The 26,933-nt window shown below is 65.1% G+C and carries 29 protein-coding genes; 11 read left to right on the top strand and 18 right to left on the bottom strand.

Features of this window, described 5'->3' with window-relative positions:
• Window positions 1-19: 19 nt before the first annotated feature.
• The 4 genes from PKE71_RS12110 to PKE71_RS12095 are packed head-to-tail and all read right to left on the bottom strand — an operon-like array spanning window position 20 to window position 2,558.
• Window positions 20-997 (bottom strand): quinone oxidoreductase family protein, encoded by a 978-nt coding sequence (locus PKE71_RS12110; protein ID WP_271187240.1) that lies wholly within the window; start codon window positions 995-997, stop codon window positions 20-22.
• Window positions 998-1,050: 53 nt separating this feature from the next.
• A complete protein-coding gene (locus PKE71_RS12105; RefSeq protein WP_271187239.1) occupies window positions 1,051-1,401 on the bottom strand; it encodes a hypothetical protein in 351 nt (116 codons plus the stop codon).
• Window positions 1,382-1,648: a hypothetical protein gene (locus PKE71_RS12100; RefSeq protein WP_271187238.1), complete on the bottom strand. Its 267-nt coding sequence runs from the start codon at window positions 1,646-1,648 to the stop codon at window positions 1,382-1,384. Before PKE71_RS12100 ends, PKE71_RS12105 begins: the two co-directional genes overlap by 20 nt.
• 31 nt (window positions 1,649-1,679) lie before the next feature.
• The gene (locus PKE71_RS12095) at window positions 1,680-2,558 is read right to left on the bottom strand and encodes a glycerophosphodiester phosphodiesterase family protein (protein ID WP_271187237.1); all 879 of its coding nucleotides are present in this window, start codon (window positions 2,556-2,558) and stop codon (window positions 1,680-1,682) included.
• A gap of 143 nt (window positions 2,559-2,701) precedes the next feature.
• Here PKE71_RS12095 and PKE71_RS12090 point away from each other — a divergent pair, with 143 nt between their 5' ends.
• Window positions 2,702-3,334: a glutathione S-transferase family protein gene (locus PKE71_RS12090; protein ID WP_271187236.1), complete on the top strand. Its 633-nt coding sequence runs from the start codon at window positions 2,702-2,704 to the stop codon at window positions 3,332-3,334.
• A 57-nt stretch (window positions 3,335-3,391) separates the two neighbouring features.
• Here PKE71_RS12090 and PKE71_RS12085 read toward each other — a convergent pair whose 3' ends face one another.
• Window positions 3,392-4,096, bottom strand: a complete 705-nt coding sequence (locus tag PKE71_RS12085; RefSeq protein WP_271187235.1) for a dienelactone hydrolase family protein — start codon at window positions 4,094-4,096, stop codon at window positions 3,392-3,394.
• Window positions 4,097-4,145: 49 nt separating this feature from the next.
• Here PKE71_RS12085 and PKE71_RS12080 point away from each other — a divergent pair, with 49 nt between their 5' ends.
• The 6 genes from PKE71_RS12080 to PKE71_RS12055 all read left to right on the top strand — a co-directional run bounded on the left by PKE71_RS12080 (window position 4,146) and on the right by PKE71_RS12055 (window position 10,098).
• The gene (locus tag PKE71_RS12080; RefSeq protein WP_271187234.1) at window positions 4,146-4,409 is read left to right on the top strand and encodes a DUF6489 family protein; all 264 of its coding nucleotides are present in this window, start codon (window positions 4,146-4,148) and stop codon (window positions 4,407-4,409) included.
• 3 nt (window positions 4,410-4,412) lie between these two features.
• Complete coding sequence (gene mnmE, locus PKE71_RS12075; protein WP_271187233.1) at window positions 4,413-5,729, top strand: tRNA uridine-5-carboxymethylaminomethyl(34) synthesis GTPase MnmE; 1,317 nt, start codon at window positions 4,413-4,415, stop codon at window positions 5,727-5,729.
• Between the two features lie 124 nt (window positions 5,730-5,853).
• On the top strand, window positions 5,854-7,713 hold the full coding sequence (gene mnmG, locus PKE71_RS12070; RefSeq protein ID WP_271187232.1) for a tRNA uridine-5-carboxymethylaminomethyl(34) synthesis enzyme MnmG: 1,860 nt from the start codon (window positions 5,854-5,856) through the stop codon (window positions 7,711-7,713).
• Window positions 7,714-8,337, top strand: a complete 624-nt coding sequence (gene rsmG, locus PKE71_RS12065) for a 16S rRNA (guanine(527)-N(7))-methyltransferase RsmG (protein WP_271187231.1) — start codon at window positions 7,714-7,716, stop codon at window positions 8,335-8,337.
• Window positions 8,327-9,172 (top strand): ParA family protein, encoded by an 846-nt coding sequence (locus PKE71_RS12060; RefSeq protein ID WP_271187230.1) that lies wholly within the window; start codon window positions 8,327-8,329, stop codon window positions 9,170-9,172. Before rsmG ends, PKE71_RS12060 begins: the two co-directional genes overlap by 11 nt.
• Window positions 9,169-10,098, top strand: a complete 930-nt coding sequence (locus tag PKE71_RS12055) for a ParB/RepB/Spo0J family partition protein (RefSeq protein WP_271187229.1) — start codon at window positions 9,169-9,171, stop codon at window positions 10,096-10,098. The genes PKE71_RS12060 and PKE71_RS12055 overlap by 4 nt, the downstream gene beginning before the upstream one ends.
• Before the next feature lie 19 nt (window positions 10,099-10,117).
• Here the strand turns inward: PKE71_RS12055 and holA are convergent, their stop codons facing one another.
• Genes holA through PKE71_RS12035 form a run of 4 tightly spaced genes read right to left on the bottom strand, consistent with a single transcriptional unit; the run spans window position 10,118 to window position 14,806 of the window.
• Window positions 10,118-11,170: a DNA polymerase III subunit delta gene (gene holA / locus PKE71_RS12050; RefSeq protein WP_271187228.1), complete on the bottom strand. Its 1,053-nt coding sequence runs from the start codon at window positions 11,168-11,170 to the stop codon at window positions 10,118-10,120.
• Entirely contained in the window at window positions 11,167-11,685 is a 519-nt protein-coding gene (gene lptE / locus PKE71_RS12045; protein WP_271187227.1) for an LPS assembly lipoprotein LptE, read from the bottom strand. Before lptE ends, holA begins: the two co-directional genes overlap by 4 nt.
• 7 nt (window positions 11,686-11,692) lie before the next feature.
• Window positions 11,693-14,272, bottom strand: a complete 2,580-nt coding sequence (leuS, locus tag PKE71_RS12040; protein ID WP_271187226.1) for a leucine--tRNA ligase — start codon at window positions 14,270-14,272, stop codon at window positions 11,693-11,695.
• Between the two features lie 33 nt (window positions 14,273-14,305).
• The gene (locus PKE71_RS12035; protein WP_271187225.1) at window positions 14,306-14,806 is read right to left on the bottom strand and encodes a DUF3576 domain-containing protein; all 501 of its coding nucleotides are present in this window, start codon (window positions 14,804-14,806) and stop codon (window positions 14,306-14,308) included.
• A 264-nt stretch (window positions 14,807-15,070) separates the two neighbouring features.
• On the opposite strand from PKE71_RS12035, the gene PKE71_RS12030 reads away from it, so the two are divergent.
• Both PKE71_RS12030 and PKE71_RS12025 read left to right on the top strand, forming a co-directional pair.
• Window positions 15,071-16,312, top strand: a complete 1,242-nt coding sequence (locus PKE71_RS12030) for a porin (protein WP_271187224.1) — start codon at window positions 15,071-15,073, stop codon at window positions 16,310-16,312.
• A 104-nt stretch (window positions 16,313-16,416) separates the two neighbouring features.
• Window positions 16,417-16,884 carry an NtrZ family periplasmic regulatory protein gene (locus tag PKE71_RS12025; RefSeq protein WP_271187223.1) on the top strand — a complete coding sequence of 156 codons (468 nt, stop codon included), beginning with the start codon at window positions 16,417-16,419 and terminating at the stop codon, window positions 16,882-16,884.
• Here the strand turns inward: PKE71_RS12025 and PKE71_RS12020 are convergent.
• Window positions 16,856-17,440: a thiamine phosphate synthase gene (locus PKE71_RS12020; protein ID WP_271187222.1), complete on the bottom strand. Its 585-nt coding sequence runs from the start codon at window positions 17,438-17,440 to the stop codon at window positions 16,856-16,858. The two genes, PKE71_RS12025 and PKE71_RS12020, sit on opposite strands and share 29 nt — an antisense overlap.
• A 49-nt stretch (window positions 17,441-17,489) precedes the next feature.
• Here PKE71_RS12020 and PKE71_RS12015 point away from each other — a divergent pair, with 49 nt between their 5' ends.
• Window positions 17,490-18,167: a YggS family pyridoxal phosphate-dependent enzyme gene (locus PKE71_RS12015; protein ID WP_271187221.1), complete on the top strand. Its 678-nt coding sequence runs from the start codon at window positions 17,490-17,492 to the stop codon at window positions 18,165-18,167.
• Between the two features lie 98 nt (window positions 18,168-18,265).
• Here the strand turns inward: PKE71_RS12015 and PKE71_RS12010 are convergent, their stop codons facing one another.
• The gene (locus PKE71_RS12010; protein WP_271187220.1) at window positions 18,266-18,766 is read right to left on the bottom strand and encodes a L,D-transpeptidase family protein; all 501 of its coding nucleotides are present in this window, start codon (window positions 18,764-18,766) and stop codon (window positions 18,266-18,268) included.
• A gap of 256 nt (window positions 18,767-19,022) precedes the next feature.
• Here PKE71_RS12010 and PKE71_RS12005 point away from each other — a divergent pair, with 256 nt between their 5' ends.
• Entirely contained in the window at window positions 19,023-19,709 is a 687-nt protein-coding gene (locus tag PKE71_RS12005) for a response regulator transcription factor (RefSeq protein WP_271187219.1), read from the top strand.
• A gap of 16 nt (window positions 19,710-19,725) precedes the next feature.
• Here PKE71_RS12005 and PKE71_RS12000 read toward each other — a convergent pair whose 3' ends face one another.
• From PKE71_RS12000 to PKE71_RS11970, 7 genes are all read right to left on the bottom strand, one after another.
• Entirely contained in the window at window positions 19,726-20,013 is a 288-nt protein-coding gene (locus PKE71_RS12000) for a hypothetical protein (protein ID WP_271187218.1), read from the bottom strand.
• A 73-nt stretch (window positions 20,014-20,086) separates the two neighbouring features.
• On the bottom strand, window positions 20,087-20,899 hold the full coding sequence (gene xth, locus PKE71_RS11995; RefSeq protein ID WP_271187217.1) for an exodeoxyribonuclease III: 813 nt from the start codon (window positions 20,897-20,899) through the stop codon (window positions 20,087-20,089).
• Between the two features lie 36 nt (window positions 20,900-20,935).
• On the bottom strand, window positions 20,936-21,544 hold the full coding sequence (locus tag PKE71_RS11990) for a hypothetical protein (RefSeq protein ID WP_271187216.1): 609 nt from the start codon (window positions 21,542-21,544) through the stop codon (window positions 20,936-20,938).
• A 316-nt stretch (window positions 21,545-21,860) separates the two neighbouring features.
• Window positions 21,861-22,529, bottom strand: coding sequence for a LolA family protein (locus PKE71_RS11985; protein WP_271187215.1), 669 nt, complete (start codon window positions 22,527-22,529; stop codon window positions 21,861-21,863).
• 57 nt (window positions 22,530-22,586) lie between these two features.
• On the bottom strand, window positions 22,587-23,405 hold the full coding sequence (locus PKE71_RS11980; protein ID WP_271187214.1) for an NHL repeat-containing protein: 819 nt from the start codon (window positions 23,403-23,405) through the stop codon (window positions 22,587-22,589).
• Window positions 23,406-23,490: 85 nt separating this feature from the next.
• The gene (locus PKE71_RS11975) at window positions 23,491-24,183 is read right to left on the bottom strand and encodes an HAD family hydrolase (protein ID WP_271187213.1); all 693 of its coding nucleotides are present in this window, start codon (window positions 24,181-24,183) and stop codon (window positions 23,491-23,493) included.
• 68 nt (window positions 24,184-24,251) lie between these two features.
• Complete coding sequence (locus tag PKE71_RS11970; protein WP_271187212.1) at window positions 24,252-26,891, bottom strand: DUF3857 domain-containing transglutaminase family protein; 2,640 nt, start codon at window positions 26,889-26,891, stop codon at window positions 24,252-24,254.
• Window positions 26,892-26,933 lie beyond the last annotated feature (42 nt).

The following is a 26,933-nucleotide window of genomic DNA, read 5'->3' as shown; positions in this document are numbered from 1 at the left end:
ATGACATCGGCGAGGATCGCTACGGCACCAGCACGCTGGCACCTGTCGTCCGCCGTCCCTCCAGATCCTCATGCGCCCTTTGGGCGTCGGCCAGGGCGTAGCGCTGGTTGATGTCGATCGAGATGGCGCTGCGGGCGACGGCGTCGAAGACGTCGGCGGTGTTGGCGGCGAGGTCTTCGTCCGATGCCACATAGTGCATCAGCGAAGGCCGGGTGACGTAGAGCGAGCCCTTCTGGGTGAGGATGCCCAGATTGACGCCGGTCACCGGTCCGGACGCATTGCCGAACGTGGCCAGCAGGCCGCGCGGTGCCAGACAGTCCAGAGACATCTCGAACGTGTCCTTGCCGACCCCGTCATAGACGACGGGAACGCCGCGGCCGCCGGTGATCTCGCGGACGCGCTCGACGACATTCTCTCTGGAGTAATTGATCACATGCGCCGCGCCCTTCTGCCGGGCGATTTCGCATTTCTCGTCACTGCCGGCCGTGCCGATCAGGGTAACCGCCATATCGGCTGCCCACTGACAGGCGATCTGGCCGACACCGCCGGCGGCGGCATGGAAGAGGATCGTGTCGCCCGCCTTGAGCGCATAGGTGTCCTTGAAGAGATAGCGCACCGTCATGCCCTTCAGCATGAGGGCTGCGGCCTGTTCGTCGCTCACACCGTCGGGGATTCTGGCGACGCGCCCGGCCGGCAGGATGTGAGCCTGGGAGTAGGCGCCGACCGGCCCCGATCCATAGGCGACCCGGTCGCCCTCCTTCAGCGTGGTCACGCCATCACCGAGGGCTTCGACGATACCGGCCGCTTCCAGGCCGATCCCGCTGGGAAGAGGCAGGGGATAGAGACCCGAGCGATGGTAGGTGTCGATGAAATTGACGCCGATGGCCGTGTGCCGGATGCGGATCTGACCCGGTCCCGGATCGGGCAGATCGAGAGTGTCCAGGCGCAGCACGCCCGGTCCGCCGGTCTCGTGAATGCGGATCGCCTCGATGCTCATTGAGCGTGCTCCCGTATCAACATCCTTTCAGATAAGATGTTTCCCGTGAAACACTAGCCGATGAAGCGGTCGGGCATCAGAAAGGCGTTGCGGCCTCGGGGATCCGCCAGGCGCGCTGGCGTGTACCAGGTTTCAAGCAGTCCGGGATGGGGACTGTCGCCGTTTTCCTGGATCAGCGACAGGAAGGCGAGGGTCTTGGTGACCGAACGCTTCTCCGGAACGCCGGCATGCTCAGTGATGCGTGTCAGCGCACGGTCATAGAGGACTGCTGCTTCCAGAAAGCTGGAACGCTCCAGCAATTGCCGCGCGAGAAGGACGTGTTTCGCGTGACTGAAGGTGGACGGGTCCGTCTGTCCGGCGAGGAAGGCGTTCAGTCCGGAATCATTATCGGGCAGGGTCGTCATCGCCGGCCTCGTGCAGTGAGTGGCTGTCAGCGGCGGTCAGGTCGAGGCCGTAGACGGCTTTCAGCTGGTCAATCTTCGTCAGTGTCTCGGGCGAAAACGCGACCTTGCCCTCGAAAGCGTGCCACACGATCCCTTCAAGAAGATCGCCGAGTGACAGATCGAGATATTCGGCGAGACCCTTGAGTGTTTTAAGCGTGCGGGTTTCAAGCCGCACGCCGGTCTGGGTCCGGGTCAATGCAGTCGTCATGGACCTATATTGTTACCAAGGTAGCGAACTGTCAATCAACAATGCAGGCCGCGATCTGTGCCTGCAGCACATCCGCACCGCCCAGCGCGACAACAGCCGTGTCCACATCGTCGATCGAGAGCAGTTCCACACCCGCCGCTGCGGCTGCCTGGTAGACGGCGGGATCGCCGTTCTCGAGCCTGAACAGGCCGGCGGAGGTTTCCAGTCCGGCTTCGGCGAGGCGGGCATCCTGGTCGGCGTCTGCGGCACCGACCCCGGTCCAGATATAGACGGCCTCAAGATTGGCTCCGGCGGCTTGAAGCGCAGCGGGGTCGTTGGGAGCGGACAGGAGAAGTCCGTCATCAAGCGCGTGGATCGCGGCAGCCTGGTCGACCGAATAGGCGATGATGGCGACTTCGTCGCGCGCATCATGCTCGTGCACAAAGCCGATGATCTCCTCGGGGGAGACGGATTTCAGGTCGAGATTGAGCACAAGGCCGGCCTCACGCGCCACCGTCAGAGCGTCGGCCAGGGTGGGGATGGTGTCCTCGACAATCGTGCCGTCCGGATCGCGCAGTGTCGTGCCGGAAAGCGTGCCCCAGGCGAGACCGTCCAGGGAGCCGGCTCCGGTCGTGGTGCGGTCCAGCGTGTCGTCATGCAGCAGGAATAGCACGCCATCGGCGGACCGGCGCACATCGATCTCGGCATAGAGCACGCCCAGATCGGCAAGGCGGCGCAGCGTGGACAGGGCGTTTTCCGGATAGCCCGGCGCGGGGCCGGCACGGTGGGCGGCCAGCATGGCAGCCCCGGTTTCCCGGAAACAGTCGAGCTGGATCGCCGGTGCGGCCAGCGCGGTTTCAGCCACTGACGGGGCGGAGGGCGAACAGGCGGCGGCCAGCACGAGAAGGGAGGGGATGAGGCGCTTGAGCATGGGTGTCTCCGGAAAGTGTCGCGAAACACTATCCCATGCGCGCGACAGAGTTGTATCTGTGACATGCTGAAATTCAGCGCGGCGGCGCAAGATCGCCGTGGAACGGTAGGACACGCACAAGCACGGATAAGGGGAGACCGGCCATGGCCGATACGTCAGGAATTCGCGTCTATCACGCACCGCGCACGCGCTCGATCCGGGTGTTGTGGCTGTTGCAGGAAATGGGTTTGCCGCACGAGATCGTGCCGGTGAAGTTCGACTCGCGTCCGGCCGGTGACGAGGCCTATGCCGAGATCCACCCCTTGCGGAAGGTTCCCGCGCTCGACGACAAGGGCACCATCGTGCTGGAGTCGCTGGCCATCGTGCAATACCTGTTGGGCCGCTACGGACCGTCACCGCTGGAGGTGACACCGGACGAGGCCGATTATGGCCGGTATCTGCAATGGCTGCATTTCGGCGAAGCCGGAATGATGATGCCGGTCAGCCTGCTGCTGGCGCACACGGTCTTGCTGCCCGAAAAGGCGCGCGATCCGAAACTGGCGAAGTGGGCCCGTTCAGAAGTGGATCATCTTCTTGAATTTGTTGGGAAACATGGGGTCGGAGACCGCGAATACCTGGCCGGTGACCGCCTGACCGCGGCCGACATCTCGATCGTCTACATGCTGTACCTGATCAAGGTGATGCGTCAGTTCGACGGCGCGCCGGAGAATGTACAGGCCTATTTCAAACGCCTGACCAAGCGTGAAAGCTGGGTCGCCGCGACGGCGGTGGAATAGATCGACGGGTTGCGTCTGCGGCGCCTGCCCCGGGAGGCAGGCGCCGGCAGATACGGCCTATTCGGATTTCAGATTCTTCCGGAAGAATTCCAGGGTGCGGCTGTCGGCGAGATGGGCGCTCTGCGGATTATAGTGCTTGCCTTCGATGCGCGAGAAGGCGTGCTCATCGTCGGGATAGTCGTGCAGCGTCACCTGCCGATGCGGGTCGAGACCGGTATGCATCGCAGCCTGGCTTTCCGGCGGTACGAACTCGTCACGACCGGCAATGTGCAGCATCAGCGGTTTCGAGATCTTGCCGGCCTCGTCGAGAAAGTTCGGGATATTGACGCCGTAATAGCCGACCGTGGCATCACTGTCGGTGCGCGCTGCGGTGAGATAGGCCATCAGCCCGCCGAGGCAGAAGCCGATGGCGCCGACCTTGCCGGTGCACCCATCCAGCTTGCGCACATGGTCGAGGGTCGCCTGGACGTCCTCGATCCCGGTATCCGGGTTGAACTTTCCCATCAGGTCGAAGGCCTTGTCGAGTTCGGCCTGGCTCTTGTCGGTAATGTCGACACCCGGCTCGATCCGCCAGAACAGGTCGGGGCAGACCGCGATGAAACCCTGCGAGGCCAGGCGGTCGCACATCTCGCGCATCACGTGATTGACGCCGAAGATTTCCTGCAGGACGACGACGCCGGGTCCGGTACCGCTCGCCGGTTTGGCCAGATAGGCCGAGAATTCGCCGGCCGGCCCGGTGATGCGGATGTCTTGACCTGTCATGTCATGCTCCTGTTCATTGGAAGAGGACCCACCATCCTGCGAGGCGGCCATGAAGGTCAACATCGAGATCGAATGCACACCGGAGGAAGCGCGCAGCTTTCTCGGCCTGCCGGACGTCACGGCGCTCAATGAGAGCCTGATGACGGAAATGCAGAAGCGGGCTGAAGCGAATATGGATCAGCTGGACCCCGAGGTTCTGATGCGTCAGTGGTCGGCCTTTGGCGGCGAGATGACGAACCAGTTCATGGAGCTGATGCGCAGTGCGGCCGGGCCCGCTGCCGGCGGCAAGACGGGCAGCAGCAAGGATCGCTAGGCCGTGAACACGACAATCTATGCCCTGTCCACGCCCCCGGGACGCTCCGGTGTGGCGGTTGTCCGCCTGTCCGGTCCCGGCGCGGGCGGGATGCTGGATGCTCTGGCGGGTCTGCCCCGGCCCGAACCGCGCCGTGCGGCGCTGCGCACGCTGAACGCGCCTGATGCGTCCGTGATCGACCGGGCGCTGGTGCTTTGGTTTCCGGGCCCGGCGAGCTTTACCGGCGAGGACTGTGTCGAGCTGCACCTGCATGGCGGGCCGGCCGTGATCGAGGCTGCGCTGTCTGCGCTGGATGAAAGCGGCGCGGTACCGGCCGAGCCGGGTGAGTTCACGCGGCGTGCTTTCGAGAATGACAAGCTGGACCTGACCGAGGCCGAGGGGCTGGCGGATCTGATCGAGGCCGAGACCGAAGGCCAGCGTCAACAGGCCCTGGCCCAGATGTCCGGGGCTCTGCGTGAGCTCTATGAGGGATGGCGCGAGGATCTGATCGTCGCCATGGCCTCGATCGAGGGCGAGATCGATTTTCCCGACGAGGCCGATGTTCCTGACGCATTGTCCCACGTGGCACACGCCCCGCTGAGCCGGCTGATCGCCTCGATGGAAGCGCATCTGGATGACGGCCGGCGCGGCGAGCGCGTGCGGACCGGCTTTTCCATCGCGCTGATCGGGGCCCCGAATGCGGGCAAGTCGAGCCTGTTGAACCGGCTCGCACGGCGCGAAGCGGCCATCGTCACGGATATTCCCGGCACCACGCGCGACGTGGTCGAGGTGCGCGTCACGATGGCGGGCTTTCCGGTCATCATCTCCGACACGGCGGGTCTGCGTGAAGCGGTGGATGCGATCGAGGCCGAGGGCGTCCGGCGGGCGCTCGATCGCGCCGACAATGCGGATCTGCGGATCGGTGTCGTGGATGCGCGTTCCGACGAGGACCTGCTCGATCTGCGTGGTCGTCTGAAGGATGACGATCTGCTTGTCCTCAACAAGCTCGACCTGGCGCCCCAGAAACGCTCGGAAGGGGCCTACCGTCTCTCGGCCAAGTCCGGCGACGGTGTGGACATGCTCGAGGCGAAGATCGAGGAGATCGTGCGCGAACGCCTCGGCGCGCGTGAGCTTCCGGCATTGAGCCGGGCCCGGCATCGCCGTGCTGTAGAAAGCGCGCTGGCAGCCCTGAAGCGCTGCCGCGAGCGGCTGGCCGATGCGCCGGAGCTGGCGGGTGAGGATGCGCGACTGGCGGTTCGGGCGCTGGAAAGCCTGACCGGCCGTGTCGATGTCGAGGACGTTCTGGACCGGGTGTTCAGCCAGTTCTGCATCGGCAAGTAGGCTCTCGTGAACCGCGCGGCGTGTTTCACGTGAAACACGCGGGCCCGCCCCTCGACTCGACGGCCCGCGGGCATTATGTAGGCCGACCTTTTCCGCAAGACAGAGCGTCGGGATCGAGCCGGTCATGAAGCAATGGGATGTCATCGTTATCGGGGGCGGGCACGCCGGCTGTGAAGCCGCGTCCGCAGCCGCGCGCCTCGGCGCATCGACCCTGTTGCTGACCCATCGTCTCGACACGATCGGCGAGATGTCCTGCAACCCGGCTATTGGCGGTCTGGGCAAGGGGCATCTGGTGCGCGAAGTGGATGCGCTGGACGGGGTCATGGGCCGCGTCGCGGACGCGTCGGGGATCCAGTTCCGTCTGCTCAACCGCTCCAAAGGGCCCGCCGTTCGCGGTCCGCGGACCCAGTCCGACCGGGCGCTTTACAAGGCCGCGATGCAGTCGGTTCTGGCCGCGATGGAGAATCTGGAGATCCGCGCGGCGGCGGTCGAGGACCTGATCATCGATGGGGGCCGCTGCGTCGGGGTGACGGACGCGGAGGGCAATGAATACGCCGCGGCATCTGTCGTGCTCACGACGGGGACTTTCCTGCGCGGCATGATCCATCGTGGTGCCGAGCGTATTCCCGCCGGCCGGACCGGCGAGGCGCCGGCTGTGGGTCTGGGCGAGACGCTCTACGGGCTAAAGCTGCAGATGGGCCGCCTCAAGACCGGGACGCCGGCGCGGCTGAAGAAATCGTCGATCGACTGGGACACACTGGAACAGCAGGCGGCGGACGAAACGCCGGTACCGTTCTCCTTCCTGACCGACCGGATCGAGGTGCCGCAGATCACCTGCGCGATCTCCCGGACCACGGAAGCGACGCACGCCATCATCGCTGCAAATCTCGAACACTCGGCCGCCTATTCCGGCGCGATTGCCGGGCGCGGGCCGCGCTATTGCCCGTCCATCGAGGACAAGGTGGTGCGCTTTGCCGACCGGACCAGCCACCAGGTTTTCCTGGAGCCGGAGGGTCTGGACGATGACACCGTCTATCCCAATGGCATCTCGACCTCGCTGCCCGACCATGTCCAGGACGCCTTCCTGAAGACCCTGCCGGGTCTCGAACAGGTCGAGGTCAAGCGCTACGGCTATGCGATCGAATACGACTATGTCGATCCGCGCGAGCTCGACGCCACGCTGCAGGTGCGCGCCGTGGCGGGGCTTTGGCTGGCCGGTCAGATCAATGGCACGACGGGGTATGAAGAGGCGGCCGCCCAGGGCGTGATGGCCGGCTTCAATGCGGCGCTGTCCGCCCAGGCGCGCGAGCCTTTCGTGCTCAGCCGGTCGGACGCCTATATCGGTGTGATGATCGACGATCTGATCACACGCGGGGTCAGCGAGCCCTATCGCATGTTCACCTCACGCGCGGAGTACCGTCTCACCCTGCGGGCGGACAATGCAGACCAGCGCCTCACGCCGAAAGCGATCGCGCTTGGGGCGGCGTCTGTTTCACGTGAAACACGCTTCACCGGCAAGATGGCGGCGCTCGAAGCGACCCGCAGTCAGGTGCAGGCTCTGACCCTGACGCCGAACGAGGCCAAGGCGCACGGTCTCGCTGTCAACGCGGACGGCAAGCGCCGCACGGCGAGCGAGCTGCTCGCCTATCCCGATATCGCCTGGAGCGACCTTGCGCCGATCTGGCCCGAGCTGGACGGTATCGCGCCGGACATTGTCGAGCAGATCGAGATCGATGCGCTCTATGCCGGTTATATCGATCGTCAGCAGGCCGATATTCTCGCCTTCCGCCGGGACGAGGCGGTGCGTCTTCCGCGCGATCTCGACTATCGCGTCGTCGGTGGCCTCTCGAACGAGGCCCGCGAGAAGCTGGAGCGCGCGCGTCCCGAGACGCTGGGCCAGGCCTCCCGCATCGAGGGCGTTACGCCGGGCGCGCTGACGGCGGTTCTGGCGCATGTGAAGCGGCTCAGCAAAGAGGCCAGCTAGGTGACACGCGACGACTTCCAGGCCCGCACGGGTGTTTCACGTGAAACGCTCGACGGCTTCGACCGCTGGCGGCAGATTCTCGTCGAGACGAGCGCTCACACCAATCTCGTGGCGCGCAGTTCGCTCGATCACTTCTGGGAGCGCCACGCCCTGGACAGCTTCCAGCTGATGCCGCTTGTTTCACGTGAAACGCGTCTCGTCGCCGATCTCGGTGCGGGGGCCGGCTTTCCGGGCATCGCCCTGGCGCTCGGTTTCCGCGATCGGGGACAGGCAGCGCGTGTCGTCATGGTCGATTCCGTGGGCAAGAAGGTCGCCTTTCTGCACAAGGTGATCGAGGAGCTCGGCCTCGACGCCGAGGCCCGCCCGGTGCGGGTCGAGATGCTCGATCCCTCGGAAGGGTTCGATCTCGTCACCGCGCGCGCCTTCGCGCCGTTGAATAAATTATTGGGCTATGCCGAGCCCCTGTTGAAAAACGGGGCAGAAGGCCTCTTCTTCAAGGGTCGGCAGTACCGGGATGAATTGACCGAAGCCCGCAAAAGCTGGACAGTCGATCCTGAAGTCATACCCAGTCAGACGAGCGACGGTGTGATCCTGCGCATCAAAGAGGTCGAGCGTGTCCGATAAGAACGAGCGCCGCAGAGCGCCCCGCGTCATCGCCATCGCCAACCAGAAGGGCGGGGTGGGCAAGACCACCACCGCCATCAATCTGGGGACTGCCCTGGCGGCCATTCGCCAGAAGGTCGCGATCATCGATCTGGACCCCCAGGGCAATGCGTCAACGGGACTGGGCGTGCCGCCGAGCAAGCGCACCCTGACATCCTATGACGTGCTGGTGGGCGGCGATCCGCTGAAGTCCGCTCTGGTGCCGACCGTGGTGCCGGGCCTGTCCATCGTGCCCTCCGATCAGCTCCTGTCCGGAGTCGAGCTGGAACTGGCTGACGACCAGCGCCGCTCCTACCGGCTCAAGCGCGCCGTCGACCAGAGCATTGCTGCCCTGTCGCACGACGAAGACGGGCTGGACTATATCCTGATCGACTGCCCGCCCTCGCTGAATGTGCTGACGGTGAACTCGCTCACCGCGGCCGACGCCATCCTGGTGCCGTTGCAGTGCGAATTCTTCGCCCTCGAGGGCCTGTCCCAGCTCCTGCGCACCGTCGAGCGTGTGCGCGGCCATCTGAATACCAAGCTGGAGATCCAGGGCGTCGTGCTGACCATGTATGACGGCCGCAACAATCTCTCGGCCGAAGTCGCTGCCGATGTGCGCGAGCATTTCGGCGACAAGGTCTACAGGACCATGATACCGCGCAATGTGCGGGTCTCTGAAGCGCCCTCCGTGGGCAAGCCGGTGCTGCTCTACGATCTGCAGTGCTCCGGATCGCAGGCCTATATCAGCCTGGCCAAGGAAATCGTCCAGCAAGAGCGCAAACGCCGCCGGGAAGAGCAGGGTGAAGCCGCATGACATCCACTGACAAGAACCGCCGTCTGGGCCGAGGCCTGTCCGCCCTTCTGGGTGAGGTCGAGACCGAGGACTATGCCGCGCCGGACAGCGGTGATGCACCGGCCTCCGCGCCGCGTTCGCGTGATGGTGTGCGCACCCTGCCGATCGAGCTGATCCGGCCCAATCCGGACCAGCCGCGCAAGACCATCACCGAGTCCGAACTGGAAGCGCTGTCGGAATCGATCGCAGAAAAGGGCGTGGTTCAGCCGATCCTGGTACGGCCCGTCAAGGGCGAGGACGAAGCCTATGAGATCGTCGCCGGCGAGCGCCGCTGGCGCGCGGCCCAGAAGGCGCGGCTGCACGACATTCCCGCGCTCGTCCGCGAGCTCACCGACAGGGAAACGCTGGAAATCGGCATTGTCGAGAACGTCCAGCGCTCGGATCTCAACCCGGTGGAAGAGGCGCATGCCTACCGCCAGCTCATCGATCGCTTCGGTCACACCCAGGACGATGTCGCCCGCGCTGTCTCGAAAAGCCGCAGCCATGTTGCCAACATGATGCGTCTTCTGGCCCTGCCGGAGGCCGTCCTGACGTCTCTTGCCAGCGGTGAAATCAGCACGGGTCATGCCCGGGCGATCGCCACCGCGCCCGATCCGGAAGCACTGCTCCGCATCATTGTCGAAAAAGGTCTGTCCGTGCGCGAGACCGAGCGCCTCGCCCGCGACGCCCAGTCCGGAAAAGCCGCTGACAGCAAGCCCGGCAAGACGCCCAAGCCTGGTGACAAGGATGCTGACACGCGGGCGCTGGAGTCAGACGTCACGGCCCGTCTCGGCCTGTCCGTCGATATCCGGCATGGCAGCAAGGGCGGCGAGATCCGGGTGCAGTACAAGACGCTCGAACAGCTCGACGATGTCTGCCGCCGGCTGTCCGGAAACCGCACAGCCTGACGTCTTCAATAAGCTAGAGCTACCGGCTGGCCTGTGCGGCGCCGCGCGCCAGCCGGATCAGCAATTCGCTGACCAGCGCTTCGGCCGGGCTGCCCGACCGCTTCACATCCCGCTCGGCCTGGAAGGCCAGTTGCCGCGCATGATCGAGCCGGCGGCCGCGCCACAGGCTGACCTGCCGCTTGAAGGCATCGGCCTGGGGACCGAAGCGCGGCGCACCCGAGCGTGCCAGGGCCGCATCGTCTCCGCCGGAGCCTTGCACGACACCGATCTGATCGAGCCGCCGCTGCAGCGCGCGCAGGATCGCGACCGGACTGCCGCCGGCGCTCACCGAGCGGACATAGGCCTTGTCGGCTTCGGCGAGCCGTCCGAGCAGGGCGGGCTCGATGACGGCGTCCATCTGGGCCTCGCCCTGGTCGGCGGCGATCGCCTCGACATCCTCGAGCGTCACGGTGTCGTCGCCCTCGGCCCGCTGGCCGCGGAGACCCTTGTAGAGAATCAGCTTGTCGATCTCGCCGCGGGCGAGTGCCCGGTCGCCTTCGAGCCGCGGCAGCCAGAGCATGCGCGCATCGGATGCAATCGAAAGCCCTTCATCCTTGAGTAGGTCTTCCGCGAGGTTTCCGAGAGATCGTGCATCGTCGGCGTAACACGCTATAGATAAAGCCTTTTTCGCCGGTTCGAAGGCTTTCCGAAGCTTCCCTCGCGGCGTTAGGTCTCCGGACTCGACCACGAGCACGGTTTGCGGCGCGAGAGAGCCGCTCTCGATTTCAGAAATCACGTCCGCAACGGGACCGCCGCCGGTCTCGCCGCTGAGCCGGACCCGGACCAGGCGCTGACCACCGGTCAGCGACATCGCGACCATCGCATCGGCAAGCGCGGCCGGATCGGACTTGAGGTCTTCCTCGGTGAGAAGGGTCAGCGCGAAGGGATCGTCCGGATCCGGCAGGATCGACTTGACCAGCGTGCCGGCGCGCTCGTGAGCGAGGCCGCGATCCGGCCCGTAGATCAGATAGGCCTTGATGGCCGGATCCGGGGTCCGGACGCGCGCATCGGCGTCGCGGGCCGATACCTTCATGGCGTGGCGGGTCCGTGGGTCTGGATCTCGTCCAGCGCCCGCACAAGCTGCATGGAGACCCGCTGGGCCGCCATCCGCGCGGCGCGGGCCTCGGCATCCTGTTCGGAGATCATGGAGGCGTAGACGGACCCTGACAGATTGTAGGAGGCCTCGCCATAGGTGGAGCCGACAAGAACCGGATCGGTCTCTCCGTCGCGATAGAGCGCATAATCGACATCAAGCCGGATGGCAAAGCGCCGGACAATCGCGTCGGCACCGACGCCCAGTCCGGTCGCGCCCAGATCCGTCTCCGTCCGCAGCGTCAGATCGCCATCGGCGTGGCGCGAGCCCATCTGGTCGATCAGGGCCTCCTGAAGCAGGAAGTCGACCCGTTCGTCGCCCGTCTCGACGCGGATCCGGGACAGCGTGCTGCCGACAGCGCTCGATCCGTACATCGGCGAGAAACCGCAAGCGCCCAGCGCCAGCGTGAGGGAGGCTGCCAGAGAGCCCAGGATCACTCGACGGCTGGTACGCATGGTTTTCCTACCCCACGACGATATTGACGATCCGGTCCGGTACCACGATCACCTTGCGCACTGTAAGCCCTTCGGTGGCGCGCACCACCCCGTCATGCGACAGGGCGAGCGCCTTGACCACGTCTTCCGGCGCGCCCTTGGCGACATCGATCTGGGCGCGGCGCTTGCCATTGACCTGGATCGGCAGTGTCACCGTATCCTCGACCAGCAGCGCCGGATCGGCCTCTGGCCAGGCCGCGTCGATTACCAGGCCCTCACCGCCCAGCACGGACCAGCACTCTTCGGCGAGGTGCGGTACGAAGGGGGCGATCATGCGCACGAGAATGCCCAGACCTTCCGCCTTGGCGGCCACACCGGCCGCATCGGACGGTTCGAACTTTCGCAGTGCATTGACCAGGTCGTGGACCTGGGCGACGGCCGAGTTGAAGCGGAAACCTTCGATGGAATCCGTAACGGATTTCAGGGCCTTGTGTGCGGTCTTGCGGATCTCCAGCGCGTCGCCTGTGGCGTCGGCCGCAATCGTTGCGGGCCCCGGGGCGCCCCCGGGCAGCGAGGTGACGGTTGTCCACAGGCGCTGGATAAAGCGCCAGACGCCCTCCACGCCGCTGTCGGTGTATTCGACATCGCGCTCGGGCGGGCTGTCGGACAGGACGAACCAGCGTGCCGCATCGGCGCCATAGTTCTCGATGAACTCATCCAGATCGACGACATTCTTTTTCGACTTGGACATTTTCTCGATGGCACCGACGGTCACCGGCTTGCCGGTGGCGATCTCGACACGCGTTCCGTCGCGCTCCTCGATCTCGTCGGGGCCGAGCCATTTGTCATCGGCCGACTTGTAGGTCTCGTGCGTCACCATGCCCTGGGTGAACAGGCCGGCGAAAGGCTCGCCGCCGTCCAGCTTCATCAGGCCGCAATCATTCAGAGCGCGCGTGAAAAAGCGGGCATAGAGCAGGTGCAGGATGGCGTGTTCGATACCGCCGACATACTGGTCGACCGGCATCCAGTGCTCGGCCTCTGCGGGCGCGAAAGGCGCGTCCCCGGTCCAGGGCGAGGTGAAGCGCAGGAAATACCAGGACGAGCACACGAAAGTGTCCAGCGTGTCGGTCTCCCGGCGCGCCGGCTTGCCGCATTTCGGACAGTCCGTGTTTTTCCAGGTCGGATGGCGTTCCAGCGGGTTGGACGGCTGGTCGAACGTCACATCCTCGGGCAGGACCACCGGCAGCTGGTCTTCCGGCACCGGCACGGCGCCGCAATCGGCGCAATGCACGATCGGGATCGGGCAGCCCCAGTAGCGCTGGCGCGAGACCAGCCAGTCGCGCAGGCGATAGCTGGTCGCGCCCTTGCCGAGGTCCAGCTTTTCCAGTTCCTCGATAGCGCGCTCGATCGCCGCCGGCGTCTCGAGCCCGTCCAGGAAGCGGGAATTATAGATCGTGCCGTGGCCGGTGAAGGCTTCGTCCTCGATGGTGTGCGTCGCGGCATCGGCATTGGGCGGCAGCACCACCGGATTGACCGGCAGACCGTATTTGCGGGCAAAGTCGAGGTCGCGCTGGTCGCCGGCGGGCGAGCCGAAAATCGCGCCTGTACCATAGCCCGACAGCACGAAATTCGCCGACCAGACCGGGATTTCCCAGCTTTCGTCGAACGGATGGCGGACCTTGATGCCCAGATCAATCCCCTTCTTGGGGGCCTTCTCGATCTCTTCTTCCGTCGTGCCCATGCGGGCGCAATCCTGGCAGAAGGCCTCGATCTGCGGATTGTCCTTCGCCAGCGCCTTCACGATAGGATGATCGGGCGCCAGGGCCAGGAAGCTCGCCCCGAACAGCGTGTCCGGACGGGTGGTGAAGACGTCGATCGTCTCGCCGAAACGGGTGTCGGTCAGCGGAAAGCGGACTTCGGCACCGCGCGACCGGCCGATCCAGTTCGACTGCATCGTGCGGACCTTGTCGGGCCAGCGGTCGAGGCCTTCAATGGCATCGGTCAGCACATCGGCATACTGGGTGATCTTGAAGAACCACTGGTCCAGCTCGCGCTGTTCGACCTCGGCGCCGGAGCGCCAGCCCTTGCCGTCGATCACCTGTTCATTGGCCAGAACAGTCTGGTCGACCGGGTCCCAGTTGACCTTCGCCGTCTTGCGATAGGCCAGGCCGTTTTCCCAGAACTTCAGGAAGATGGCCTGCTGATGGCGATAATAGGCCGGGTCGCAGGTCGCGATCTCGCGGCTCCAGTCGAGGGCCAGGCCCAGACGCTGGAGCTGTTTGCGCATGACGTCGATATTGCCATAGGTCCACTTGCCCGGATGCACGCCGCGGTCGCGGGCGGCGTTTTCCGCCGGCAGGCCGAAAGCGTCCCAGCCCATCGGGTGCAGCACGTCAAAGCCGCGGGCGCGCTTGTAGCGCGCCACGACGTCGCCCATCGTGTAATTGCGGGAGTGGCCGACATGGATGCGCCCCGACGGATAGGGGAACATCTCCAGGACATAGTATTTCGGCTTGCCGGACTCAGGGCCGCCGGCACGGAAGGCATCACGCTCCGCCCAGGCCGATTGCCATTTCGGTTCGGCCTCGCGGGGATTGTATCGGCTCATGGTCATGCTCGCTGCGAGGCCGTTATGGCGTCACTAGCCTTCCAGCTGGGAAATACGCAGCTGGCGGGCCCGGGTCAGGATCGCATTCTCGATCTCGTAGGCGGTGTCGTCGCCGGACTGCGCGTCGGTCCACTCGCCGCGTTCGTCACGAACCTGGCGGAAGACGTTAACGGCCAGCGCGTCGGCACGCAGGCGTGTATCGAGAATATAGACCGTCAGCTTGAAGCGCTCGGTCGGCATCTGCGGATTGGCATACCAGTCCGTGATGATGACGCCGCCGAACGGATCGACTTCCGACAGCGGCATGAAGGAGATGGTGTCCAGGCTGGCGCGCCACAGGAAACCGTTGACGCCGATGCCCTCGACCTCGACCGGGCGATTGCCGCCACCCAGCGGGTTGGGCAGGGACGGAAGACGCAGGCCGGACCGGCTCTCCGACGCGGCGGATTGCTCGGCCGCATTGTTCGAGGCACAGGCCGACAGGCCAAGAATGGCGGCGGAGAGGGCTACTCCAAGAATCCGACGGTCGGACATAAGCCGAGACTCCTTCGAAACAGACAGCGGTAACACGCGGGGAACCGTGAACGCGGACGCGCTCCTTGCTTTGACGATTTGTATAACATGCGAAACGGGACACGCCAGCGCCGAAAGGCACCCGCTGCGAGCGTGGCAGGATCGCAACAACTTTGTGCCAAGTTTTCCGCAAACCGTCCGGGGTGCTTGACCGGACGGGCGTGCTGACCTCCTCTAGGGGCGCGACGTCCGGGGGGACGGGGCCGATCGGCGGGACCGCGAGACATGGTACGGACACTCAGCGCGACCTTGATCGCCGCTCTGTCCGGAGCGCTTGCGGCCCCGCCGGCATTCCCCCAGACGGACTCGTTCTCCGGCATATTTTCCAATGAAAACAGTGGCTTCGGCGCAGCGTTCGAGACGCGTTTCCAGCTGGATGCCGGCACGGTACTCGCCTCGGGCGACAGCGCCGATACGCCCCTGTTCGACATCGATACCGCCCTGACCGTTGAAGGCTTCACCGATGCCGGCCGCCGCTATGGCCTGGTCGCCGGCGGGCGGATCGAGCGCGACAGCGGCCGCCGGGGATGGGGCGGGCTGGCGGGCGATTGTCCGGCCGGGCGCGGCGATTGTGCCACGGGGGTGAGCCCGGCGAGCGGCTATCGCAGCAGTGGCGCACCGGTGGGCGACGCCACCCGCACGGCTCTGGAAGAGGCCTATCTTTATTATGACACGGGCTGGGGCGAGCTGCGCTTCGGCTACGGACCGGGCGCTGCCCAGCTGGACACGGCCGGCGGTCCGGCGGCCTTCCGTCTCAGCCGCGCCGATGGCGGCCGGGTCGCCACCGACCGCTTGTCGGGCGCACGCACGGCCAACCTCGCATCCGGCTGGTCGCCGAAAATCCTGTTCCGCTCCGTTGCCCTCGGACAGGAAAGCACGATCGGAACCTTGCGGGCCTCGGCCTCCTGGACCCCGGCCGTGCGCGATTGCGGCGTCGATGTCTGCCATCGCGAATACGGACCGGCCGGTCTGGTCAGCCCGGTCTTCGACGACGTGGCCGAGCTGGGCCTGATCTATGCGATCCGCCGCGGCGATCACGAGATCGAGGCCTCCTTCGGTATCGCCAGCGGCGCCGACGCCACCGGCCGGCCGGGCTTCGAACGTCTCCTCGCCTGGGATGCGGGCCTGTCCTGGCGCCTTGGCGACTGGTCGGCGGGGCTGCGCGGTCTGGTGAGCGATAACGGTCTCGCCGGCGACCGGGGGTATCAGGCCTGGTCGGCCTCGGCCGGGTATGAGGCCGGGCCCTGGCTGTTCACGCTGGAATATGCGGGCTTTTCCGACGACGCGGTTCATGTCGACGGCACCAGCTGGCAAGTGGGCGGATCGCGCCTGATCGGCGAGCGCTGGCTTGCCGGCGTCGGACTGCGTAATGCAAGGCGGTGGGATCCGGTGCTCACGCCGGGTGGACGCACGCAGGTCCGGTCCGGGGACACCGTCGGATTTCTTGAACTCGGCTGGCAATTTTGACAAATCCGCCACAGGCGGCGTGAAACTGTTGTAAGCGCCGCAGAATCTTCTTGGGACGCACAGCTTCGATACGGTAGAACGAAAGCTGTGTGAGGGAGAGTGCAATGAGCGGGCGGAGCTATCCGTTTGACATCATTGGCAAGACGGCGCCTGCAGTTGTAACGGCTGCGGCCCTGTGCCTGTGTGCGCCTGCGGCTTTCGCCCAGGACGATACCGCTGCTGCCGTCGCGACGCCGGCTCCGGCTGCGTCCGGGGCCGAGACGCCGTGGTATGAGGCCTTCACCCTGTCCATGAATGAAGCCGCCCATCCGGGCCTGGAAGAACCCGACACGTTCGACTGGGAATCCGCCGGCGGCCGCTGGGGCATCACGCTGGGCGTGGAAGACCATTCCGACACGCGCTTCGAGATGGAAGACGTCAGCGCCGGCGCCTTCGTCAATCTCGGCGAACGCTTCCGCCTGGGCGGCCAGGTGCGCTTTGCCGCGCCGGACAGCGAATATTTCACACTTCGCGAGAACCGCCAGGATCGCCGCGAACCGGAAATCAAGTTCGAGTCGGCCCTGCGCTTCTGATCGCGCCGACACACGCTATTCCTGAAAACCCGAGACCTGTCAGCCGTTTCGCCGTGCGCTCATTGACGCCGCCCAGCGCATAGACCGGCAGATCTGCTGCCCGGGCCATGGCACTTGCGGACCAGCACCCCAAAGGCCGCCCGGCGCTGGGGCTCTGGCTGGGAAACACCGCCGACAGCAGGGCTGCATCGACACCGGCGGCGCTCGCCCGGGTCAGCGCCCGCCAGGAATGGGCGGCGGCTGTGTAAATGCCTGCATCGCCGCGGGCCCGGCAGGCGGCGGCCTCGGCGATCTGCCGTTCCGGCCAGTGCACGCCATCCGCCCCGGCCCGCCGGGCCAGATCCGGATCTCCGGAAACCAGCAGCCAATTGTCCCGCTCGCGGCAGATCGCAGCCAGCCGCTTCGCGACCTCAAGCCGGTCCGGCACGCCGAAATGCCGGTAGATCACCGCGCTGCCGCCCGGGACCGCAGCGGCGAACGCTTCCGGGTCCGGCGTGCGGGCCGGATCGGTCAGTGCCAGCAGCGCCGGCAGACCGGCCCCGCGTGCGCCCTGCACCGCAAGCGCCTGTCTTGCCAAGCCCGCCGGGGCGTCATATGGCGGCATCATGAGCGACACTTTTGCAATCTCCGCAAACCGTCAGGCCCTTCTCGACACGATCGCCGCCGCAGCCGGTGCGGCGGGGCGAGATCCGGGTGATATCACCCTGGTGGCCGTATCGAAACGCCAGAGCGAAGAGCGGCTGGATGCCGCGCTCGCGGCGGGCCAGCGCGTGTTCGGCGAGAACCGCGTGCAGGAGGCCCAGGCCCACTGGTCCGCCCGCCGCGCCGGGCATCCCGATCTCGAACTGCGCCTGATCGGCCCGCTGCAGTCCAACAAGGCCGAAGACGCCGTTGCCCTGTTCGATGTGATCGAGACGCTCGACCGCGACAAGCTGGCTGGCGCGTTGCGCAAGGCGATGGATGCGCAGGGGCGCACGCCGCGGCTCTATGTGCAGGTCAATACCGGCGAGGAGGACCAGAAGGCCGGCGTCGCTCCGGCGGAGCTGCCGGATTTCCTGGCGCGGATGCGGCAGGTGTACGGCTTCGAGATCGAGGGTCTGATGTGCATCCCGCCGGTCGAGGAGCCGGCCGGTCTCCACTTTGCCCTGCTCGGCAAGCTCGCCCGCGAGAACGGGGTGGCGCGGCTTTCCATGGGCATGAGCGGCGATTTCGAGACAGCCGTCGCGCTGGGCGCCACGTCTGTACGTGTCGGCACGGCCTTCTTCGGAGATCGGGACACCTAGAGCCATTCCATCGCAATCAAGGCCGATGAAATGGCTCCGGTTTCTTCAGTGGTCGCATTTTCGAACCGCAAAACCGGTTCCCACTTTCGCTGAAAATGCTAGCTGATCGTCAGCGTGTCGCCGGGTTTCGCCTGCGCCAGCAGGGCGCGCACATCGTCGGGATCCAGCGCGACACAGCCCAGCGTGGGCTCGTAATCGCCGCGCTTGCAGTGCAGGAAGATCGCCGAGCCGGCTCCGGGCACGGGCGGATCGTCATTATGACCGAGCACGAGAATGATGTCGTAGAGCCCGTCCTCGCGCCACAGATCCTCGTGCGAGGCGGGATAGGGTTTGCGGACGGGGCGGTTGTAGGCGGGGTCGTCCGGCGCGTCGCACCAGCCGTCATCGGGGCGGATCGCCCGCACCGGCAGCGCGGTGTCAGGCGCATCCACCCGGTCGGCCCGGTACATCACACGGCGCAGCGCATAGCGGCCCAGCGGCGTGGCACCATCGCCCTCACGCTTGTCTGACGCGTCCGTGATGCCGCCTTTTCCCAGCGCCGCGCGTACGGTGCGCCCGCCGAGGTCGATCTGCCCGGTTCGTGAGACTTGCCAATCCATGACGCCAGCATAGATGAAAAAAAAGCGGTGGTCGGCGAGGGATGCTCTTGTGCCGGAAATGGCACAGGCATCCGCTTCGCCTCCCCCACCACGGATGGGTGTCCGGCCTGCGGACTCGGCGCTAACCAAGCAATTTCGGTACCAGAATTCGTGATGGAAATACGGGACACTTCGCTATGCTTAAGCAGATATTGCCGGGCACATCCTGCCGGTGGGCAGAATTTGCCTTGCGGCCGGAAAAGGGCATGATCGCATCATGAGCGCACAGAAAACGATTCTGATCGTGGACGATGACGAGGATCTGCGCGAGGCGCTGGTCGAACAATTCGCGCTTCACGAGGAATTCCGCACGCTCAGCGCCGGCACGGCCGGCGAAGGCATGGCGACGGCCAAGGCCGAACGCGCCGATCTGGTCCTGCTGGATGTCGAACTGCCGGACATGGACGGCCGCGAGGCCTGCCGCCTGATGCGCAAGAACGGGGTGTCCGCACCGGTCGTCATGCTGACCGCCCAGGACACCGATGCCGACCAGATCCTCGGTCTGGAATCCGGCGCCAATGACTATGTCACCAAGCCGTTCAAATTCTCGGTCCTGCTGGCCCGCGTGCGCGCCCATCTGCGCAGCCACGAGCAGAGCGAGGACGCGGTTTTCCGGATCGGGCCGTACGAGTTCCGGCCGGCGATGAAGCTGTTGCTGACCGCCGACGAGAAAAAGATCCGGCTGACGGAAAAAGAGACCAATATCCTCAAATACCTCTACCGCGCCGGCGGCAAGCCGGTGCCGCGCGACGAGCTGTTGCACGAGGTGTGGGGCTATAATCCGGCCGTGACGACGCACACGCTGGAAACCCATGTCTACCGGCTAAGACAGAAAATCGAGCCCGATCCGGCCCATGCCCGGCTCCTGGTGACGGAAAGCGGCGGATACCGGCTGCAGGGCTGAGGCAGGGCGGTCTGTCTCAGGGCTCGCCCGTTCCGCCTTCCCAGATCCCGAAACAGGCTGTGAAGACCAGCAGGTCGCCCTGCTGCAGCGTGTCCTGCTCGATCTTGTCATTATAGCAGGTGCGGAAATGGAAATCGAAATCGCCCTTGCGGTTGCGCAGCGTGTCGCGCTGGGTCACCGGCAGCCAGCCGACCAGATGCAGACCCGCATGCCGGGTCCGGACCAGGCTGGCATAGCTCTGCCCGATCAGCGGATCGCCGGCCGCCAGGACACATGTCGCGAATGCTGTCAGGAAAATTCGCATCAACCCGTCCCCCCGGCGCACAGGATGCGTCGGAAAACGGCCCGATTACAAGAGATTGGGTAGAATTCGCCGGTCAGCCGCCGATCCGCAGCACCACCGGCGCGTGATCCGAGGGCTTCTCCCAGCCGCGCACATCTTCCCAGATCCTGAAGGCGTCCCGTCCGCCGGCCAGGGCGCGCTCGCGCACGGCGGGGGCGGCCCAGATATGGTCGAGACGGCGGCCGCGATTGGCCTTCTTCCAGTCCCGGGCGCGGTAGCTCCACCAGGAATAGACCTTCTCGTCCATCGGGATCAGCTCGCGCGCCACATCGGCGAAATCGCCGGCCTGGCGGATGCGCTCCAGCGCCTCGGTCTCGACCGGCGTGTGGGATACGACTTTCAGCAATTGCTTGTGTGACCAGACATCGTGCTCATAGGGCGCAATGTTGAAATCGCCGACCAGCACCAGCGGCGGGTTCTCGGCCGCGCGCGCCTTGAAATAGGCTTCGATGCGGTCGAGGAAGCCCAGCTTGTGGGCAAAGCGCGGATTGATCGCCGGGTCCGGCTCGTCGCCGCCGGCCGGGATGTAGAAATTGTGCAGCTCGATGCCTTCCACCATCACACGCTGGTGCCGGGCTTCGGCCCTGGGACACAGATCCTCGTCGCCCAGATCCTCCAGCGGGAATTTCGAGGCGATCGCCACGCCGTGCATGCCCTTCTGGCCGCGCACGTGGAAGTGCCGGAACCCCATTTCGCGGAAGGCCTCTTCCGGGAATTGCTCGTTCTGGCACTTGATCTCCTGCAGGCACAGCACATCCGGATCGGCCTGGCTGACCCAGTCGGCCACGAGCGGCGCGCGCAGGCGCACGGAGTTGATGTTCCAGCTGGCGAGCGTGAAGGCGGTCATGGGCAGTCCTTGTGCGGGTGATCGGCCGAGGGGCGGTCAGAGAATATTGTAGGTGGCGCCGGCCAGGCCCACCGGCCAGCGGCCGCGCGCAAACAGGCGCCAGCGTGCGAGGAAGGGATGGGGCGGATCGTCATCCTCGGCCTCGGCGAGCACCACCAGAACGGCGCCATTGGCCGCCTGCGCCAGGGCGCCGGCCGCCGCATGCACCAGTCCTATATCCTCGACATCCGCCAGTGCCGCGGCCTCCTCGACCGCATCACGCGCCGTATCGCCGGTCTTCTGGGCCACCAGGGTGAGGGCGGCATGGACCGCTTCCTCGTCCAGCCGTTCGAGGACGCGGGACACCAGGCCGGTGCGCAGCATCTCCTCGGCTTCCCAGCCCATGGGGTCGCGGTCCTGGGTTTCGGCCGCGCCGGCAGCCTCGTCCCAGTCCGACAAGAGGGCCGGTTCGGCTTCGGGAAAGCCCAGCCCGTCCAGATAGGTTCGTGCCAGGTCGCGCTCGCGCGCGTCCAGCGGCTCGCCAAGACGGGAGAACCAGGTGTTGGCGTTGAGGCTCTCGGCAAAGGCCCGGGCCTTGTAGAGCAGCGGAATTTCTTCGAGCAGGCGCGGGATGTCGGCGCCTTCGTCTTCGTCGTGGAAGTGCATGTGACGTATTTAGCGATCCGGGCCTGTCTTTGACAGGGGGAAGGTGTGCCGCACCGGATCGCGAATGACGGAAGCTGAAACGAAAGGCGCCCGGTCTCGAGGGGGGAGAGACCGGGCGCCAAGCCGTGCGCATGTCTTTTTACAGCGCAGCGCCGGGAGGGGATCAGTCCGGCGCGACCGAGAACGGATCTGCAAGCGGGGGGACGACGCCGATCCTTTGCCTCTCAGTCAGCGTATCAATAACGCCACATCGTCCGGATTTCTGCAAATAAAAAATGAGAAAGGATTTGCCTGTGGCAGAAAAACATCAACCATTTTACCGGTTGCGGCGCGAATCCCGGCGGTCTTCCGCCTCCGGAATGACAAACAGGCGCGGGTTCAGCCGCATGCCCGTCTCGACATTGTTCAGGCTGACCCGGGTGATCTCGCCCATCGCGTCGGTGACGAACCATTCGCGCAGCTCATAGCTGGGCTCGGCAAAGACGAACATGATCTCGCCCGGCATTTCCTCGCCGGGGTCGCGCAGCGTGACATAGAGAAAGCCGAACTCGCTCTCCATGCCCACCAGTTCGGCGTCACGGGCGATATCGATATCCTCTTTCAGCAGCCACCAGAGCGGCGTCGAGCGCAACGGGCCGCGATCGACCGTCTCCAGGGCGCTGTCCTCGATCGCGACCGTGGTGCCGTCGGCAATGATGCGGATCGGCGTCGGCTCGTCATACTCGAAGCGCAGGCGGCCGGGACGCGACATGGCCAGTTCGCCGGTCGCCGCTGAGCCGTCCGGTGCGACCTGCACGAAATCGGCACGCAGGGTCCCGATACCGTTGAGATAGGCATTGATGTCGGCCAGCGCCGCCTCGCGGTCGAGACTGGCCTGCGGCGCCGCGCCGGTTTCTTCGGAAACCGGCGTTTGCACGGCCTCGGCGGGAGCGTCGGCCGCGGGGTCCTGCTGCAGCAGGGCGAGGGAGAAAAGCAGAGCAATCATGGGCGCAAGCTGGCCCGGGATTTGGGCGCGAGCAAGGCCTGGATGTTCATTCTTCCGTCAGCCGCTGCCATCGCTGCAGCTCAGCCGCCAGGCCGAGACGGCGCCCGGCTGCCAGTGCGGGATGATCACCAGCTCGCCGTGCACGGTGAGATCATTCATCAGCACCGGCGGATCCTGGCGCTCGACAAGGTGAACCGGCGCCTCGCCCTCCACCCAGTGCCACAGATCGCCGGGCCACTGGCTGAGCATATAGCCGCCCGGCGCCGCCGGCGCGATACCGTCGGCATTCTGCAGGCCGCCGGTCAGCGGCGTGACGGCACGGGTCTGCCAGTCGATCGCCAGCACTTCGCCATTCGACATGGCCGTCACGAGCAGGCGGTCATCCTCGGGCAGCAGCCCGTTCACCCCGGCCAGCGCCGCATCCTCCAGCCACAGCGAGACCTCGCCATCCTCGAGCACATGGATCCGGCTGCGCGCACTGTCCGACACAAGGACGCGGCCCTCATGCGCGGCAACATCATTGAGAAAGCCGGCGCCCTCGATCGGGTACCGCGCAACGACCTCGCCACGCTCCGGATCGATCTCCACCAGCGTATCGATATCCGCCACGAACAGCCGCCCGCCCGACAGTGCCAGACCCTTGGGCGCGTTCAGGCCCGTCACCCAGCGCTCCGGCCCGATGCGGCGGCCCTGCGCGTCCAGCCGGGCCAGATAGCCCGCGCCATTCGCCTCAGCGCCTTCACCATTGACGTTCGACACGATGAAACCGCCGGCCCCGTCAGCGATGACGCTTTCCGGTGCATCCAGCCCGTCCGTCCGCCAGACCGGTTCCAGCACCGGCGCCAGGCAGGTGCTCGCGATCAGTGAAACAAGCATGCACGTTCTCCTCCGCTCCCGGCCCCATTCTAGGCCGGCCGGAAGCGCGCGCAGTCACATCTGTGTGAAGCCGGGGGGTTCCGGGTCAGCGCAGCGTGTCGAGCAGGCCGGGCAGTCCGCCCAGATCGCCGATCTCCCGGAAGCGGGGGTGTCCGGCCGGCGCTTCGGCGTGTTCGAGTGCCCAGGTCAGCCCGTGCGGCACGTGAACGCCCCAGCTGCCCGCCTCGATCGCCGGCACCACATCCGAGCGCATCGAATTGCCGACCATCATCGCGCGCTCGGCGCCGTCGCCATGCCGGTCGAAAATACTCCGGTAGATGTCCGGCGTCTTTTCCGAGACGATCTCGATCCCGTCGAACAGCTCCGCCAGACCGGAGGCCGCAATCTTGCGCTCCTGGTCCATAAGGTCACCCTTTGTGACGATTATGGTGCGGTAATGGGGGGTCAGTGCTTCCACTGTGTCACGCACATGGGGCAGTAACTCGACAGGATGTTCCAGCATGTCGTGACTGGCATCCAGGATCTGCCGGATCGTGGCTGCCGGCACCCGGTTCTCCGTCACTTCGACCGCCGTCTCGATCATCGACAGGACGAAACCCTTGATGCCGTAGCCATAGCGCTTGAGATTGCGCCGCTCCGCCTCCAGCAGCCGTTCCGACAGGTGGTCCGGCTCGGCATAGTCGGCCAGCATCGCGGTAAAGCTCTCCTCCGTCAGCCGGTAGAAGCGCTCATTATGCCAGAGCGTATCGTCTGCATCGAAGGCCAGTGTGGTGATCATGACAGTCGCGCTCCGGACCATTGCGGGCGCGGGAAAATGACCGCCCTCGCACCGGAAGGCAATGCGTCTCAGCCGTAGAGCAGGCCGACAGCCGCGAGGGCCAGAAACGCCGCGCCGTAGATCAACAATATCACCGTGCCGACGGTGAACCGCGAGTTGAACCTGAGAATATCCGGATTATCTCGGTTCAAGGCATTGATCTTGAAGACGAAGGGCAGGAGCAGCAACGAGCTGGACAGGCCCGCTGCCAGCACAATCCCCTGGCCCGACAGACTGGCTGTCGCAGACTGGTTCAAGACGGTTTCCGCGATTGTCGTTCCAACGACCAGAATGGAGAATACCACAGCAAGACACAGCGAGACTGCGCGTGACAGCTTGCTGTCCCGATTGGCGAATTCCTCGATTTCCATGGCCAGAGCGGGAAAGAAAAGCGGGCTGAACCACGCTCGCACGAATGCAGAGATGTTGCGGTCGTCCTGGTTCTTGATCCAGGCCCAGTTTCTCCACATCCAGAGCAGGGTGTAGAGGTTGAAGGTCACGATTGACATAATCAGGAACTTGATCGGGCCAACCGGATAGAGCACTGCGCCGGCCGGCATGCGCCGGTCCCTGCGAAAGGCGAGAATGGCGCCTGCAGCGCCGAGAACGTAGAGACCGGCCAGGAAACCGAGACCAAACAGGTCGCCATTCTCTGGATCACTCAGCCATCTTGAGACCGCGTCCAGCGGCCCGCTCTCATTGAAGTCAAAGTTGATTGTAAGGTCGGCTGTATCCAGCACCGTGTCGGCCAGGGTGTTGTAGGACAGGACATCTTCCGCACGGGCCCGGCTGGATCGCGTTTGCAGCGTGTATTCCAGATGAAGAGAATCCGCACCACCTCGGACCAGCGTCCAGTATCGCGCGAAGGGCTCGTTAAGGTTCACTTCCGGAAGACCGTAGAGCGGGGTCGGCGCGTTGACGATGTCATGGACATGCATCTGATAAACCGGCCATGGCAAGTGGATCGGAGACTGCCGCTCTCCACTGTCTACGGTGTCCAGCTGGTTCAGGACCATATCCCCGCGAAGCGGAAAGGCGTCTCGGAGACCGTCGGCGCCGAATGCTTCGGCCGAAAGCAGATAGGATTCCGTGACGGAAATCAGGTTGGCGTCACGGTCGTCTTCAATGGCGAGGTCTGCGGCCAACTCTATTCCCGGATAATAACTCCGGTAGTAGCGAAGATAGCTTTCGCTGATTGCAGCGCTGGACCGGTCAGCGAGATTGGCGCGAAACGCGTTGGCCTGCCGGTCGCGATACAGGGAGATCACATCCAGCGTGACTCCATCCGTGTCGACATCGGCCATGTCGAAGCGCTCATGAACCTCGACATACGGCACTTGAGGCTCGGCAATCTCGATAGGCATGAGCCGGTCTTGTGCCGCAACCACGGGAAGCGCGAAGTGATAGGCCGGCGCAGCGAAATAGGGGTAGCGGCCACCTTCGTGGGACGCGGTCGCATCGACCCAGACGGTGTCGCGTCCGTGGCCGATCCTCACGATGGCATGGTCGAAGACAAACGGCGACGGAGCGAGCGTCTGCAGCTCGTATCCGCGGTCGATATCCGTCAGGGCGACGCTGGCTTCAACGCCGATCGCGCGCAGCAGCGCGACAAGAAGAAGCGACTTGTCCTTGCAGTCGCCATACCCGTTGGCGAGTACAGCCGCGGGAGTTCTTGGCACATGACTTCCCAGGCCTGTTGAATCGGAGACGTAGCGGACTTCATCCTGAACGTATCGGACGATTGCAGTGATCCGGTCGCGCTGGTCGGTGTGATCCATCCGAACCCGCTCAAGCAGGGCGTTCGCCGAAGCCGGTAGCGCCACGTCCGGATCGTAGAATGGCAGCGCCCAGTCGACCACATCTGCCCAGCTGCCCATGCTCGACAGAGACAGGAACTGCCAGGAAGAGTGATCGCCGGGGACGTTGTTCTCGCCAACGACCCGCTGCGGACGAGACTGTTGCCAGACATATTCGGACCAGCCATCGCTGCTGCTGACAACGGGCTGGAGCTCGCTGGTGCCGGCGATCGACAATGGGGCGTTTGCGGGGGCGATGACCCGCAGATGATGGCTCTCAACGGGAATCGACCATTGGGTCGACAGCCGGGCGCCCAACCCGCCCGGCCAGACTTCCGAATGGGTCGTATAGGTGATCTGGTATTCGAGGACATCCCCGACACGGATGTCGGTCAGCTCGGTGAAGCTGGTCAGATCGCCGTCGACGATGCCCGAAGACAGATCGGGTTCCCGCCGGACGGTTACAAACCTGTCGGGGATCAGGCGATCGAAAACTTCGCCGTCCCTGTGCAGCCGTACGGCGTGAATGATCAGCCGGGTGTCCGAAGGGTCGAACTCGAATGAGAGGCGGCCCGCGCTCTCAAGGCCGGCCCGATCGATCACCTCGTAGGCGATGTGCACATATTCCTGCATGACAGCGCCGTCTATCCGGAACTGCGTGTCGGAAAGCAGGTAGAACAGGCCGTTGGTGGTGCCGTCAGGTGTTGTGTCAGGTGTTTGCGGAAGCGGCTGAATCTCCACCCAGTCGTCAACAGCCGCGAAAACCGGCGTATCGAAGGGCTGAGCGCCCGCGTTCGGAAAAGTGAACGACGCAAGGTAAAAAAGTCCGGCACCGGCGCACAGCACCAGCGTCCGCAAAAACCGATTACACACTCTGCTGTCCCCGCATCCCCGATTTCGGGCCGAGTGGAGCAT

This window comes from Maricaulis virginensis (assembly GCF_027922185.1).
In the GTDB taxonomy this organism is placed as follows: Bacteria; Pseudomonadota; Alphaproteobacteria; order Caulobacterales; family Maricaulaceae; genus Maricaulis; species Maricaulis virginensis.
Note: the sequence above shows the minus strand (reverse complement) of the source record. Positions and strands in the feature narration are given on the sequence as shown.

Coding starts and splice junctions, on each gene's coding strand:
- PKE71_RS12055 (WP_271187229.1), top strand. CDS start 9,169: ATGACATCCACTGACAAGAACCGCCGTCTGGGCCGAGGCCTGTCCGCC.
- PKE71_RS11980 (WP_271187214.1), bottom strand. CDS start 23,405: ATGCTTGTTTCACTGATCGCGAGCACCTGCCTGGCGCCGGTGCTGGAA.
- PKE71_RS12080 (WP_271187234.1), top strand. CDS start 4,146: ATGAAGGTCAACATCGAGATCGAATGCACACCGGAGGAAGCGCGCAGC.
- PKE71_RS12015 (WP_271187221.1), top strand. CDS start 17,490: ATGAGCGACACTTTTGCAATCTCCGCAAACCGTCAGGCCCTTCTCGAC.
- xth (WP_271187217.1), bottom strand. CDS start 20,899: ATGACCGCCTTCACGCTCGCCAGCTGGAACATCAACTCCGTGCGCCTG.
- lptE (WP_271187227.1), bottom strand. CDS start 11,685: ATGCGTACCAGCCGTCGAGTGATCCTGGGCTCTCTGGCAGCCTCCCTC.
- PKE71_RS12110 (WP_271187240.1), bottom strand. CDS start 997: ATGAGCATCGAGGCGATCCGCATTCACGAGACCGGCGGACCGGGCGTG.
- mnmG (WP_271187232.1), top strand. CDS start 5,854: ATGAAGCAATGGGATGTCATCGTTATCGGGGGCGGGCACGCCGGCTGT.
- PKE71_RS12025 (WP_271187223.1), top strand. CDS start 16,417: ATGAGCGGGCGGAGCTATCCGTTTGACATCATTGGCAAGACGGCGCCT.
- PKE71_RS12085 (WP_271187235.1), bottom strand. CDS start 4,096: ATGACAGGTCAAGACATCCGCATCACCGGGCCGGCCGGCGAATTCTCG.
- PKE71_RS11975 (WP_271187213.1), bottom strand. CDS start 24,183: ATGATCACCACACTGGCCTTCGATGCAGACGATACGCTCTGGCATAAT.
- PKE71_RS12100 (WP_271187238.1), bottom strand. CDS start 1,648: ATGACGACTGCATTGACCCGGACCCAGACCGGCGTGCGGCTTGAAACC.
- PKE71_RS12035 (WP_271187225.1), bottom strand. CDS start 14,806: ATGTCCGACCGTCGGATTCTTGGAGTAGCCCTCTCCGCCGCCATTCTT.
- holA (WP_271187228.1), bottom strand. CDS start 11,170: ATGAAGGTATCGGCCCGCGACGCCGATGCGCGCGTCCGGACCCCGGAT.
- leuS (WP_271187226.1), bottom strand. CDS start 14,272: ATGAGCCGATACAATCCCCGCGAGGCCGAACCGAAATGGCAATCGGCC.
- PKE71_RS12030 (WP_271187224.1), top strand. CDS start 15,071: ATGGTACGGACACTCAGCGCGACCTTGATCGCCGCTCTGTCCGGAGCG.
- PKE71_RS12005 (WP_271187219.1), top strand. CDS start 19,023: ATGAGCGCACAGAAAACGATTCTGATCGTGGACGATGACGAGGATCTG.
- PKE71_RS12010 (WP_271187220.1), bottom strand. CDS start 18,766: ATGGATTGGCAAGTCTCACGAACCGGGCAGATCGACCTCGGCGGGCGC.
- PKE71_RS11990 (WP_271187216.1), bottom strand. CDS start 21,544: ATGCACTTCCACGACGAAGACGAAGGCGCCGACATCCCGCGCCTGCTC.
- PKE71_RS12090 (WP_271187236.1), top strand. CDS start 2,702: ATGGCCGATACGTCAGGAATTCGCGTCTATCACGCACCGCGCACGCGC.
- PKE71_RS12105 (WP_271187239.1), bottom strand. CDS start 1,401: ATGACGACCCTGCCCGATAATGATTCCGGACTGAACGCCTTCCTCGCC.
- PKE71_RS12095 (WP_271187237.1), bottom strand. CDS start 2,558: ATGCTCAAGCGCCTCATCCCCTCCCTTCTCGTGCTGGCCGCCGCCTGT.
- PKE71_RS11985 (WP_271187215.1), bottom strand. CDS start 22,529: ATGATTGCTCTGCTTTTCTCCCTCGCCCTGCTGCAGCAGGACCCCGCG.
- PKE71_RS12000 (WP_271187218.1), bottom strand. CDS start 20,013: ATGCGAATTTTCCTGACAGCATTCGCGACATGTGTCCTGGCGGCCGGC.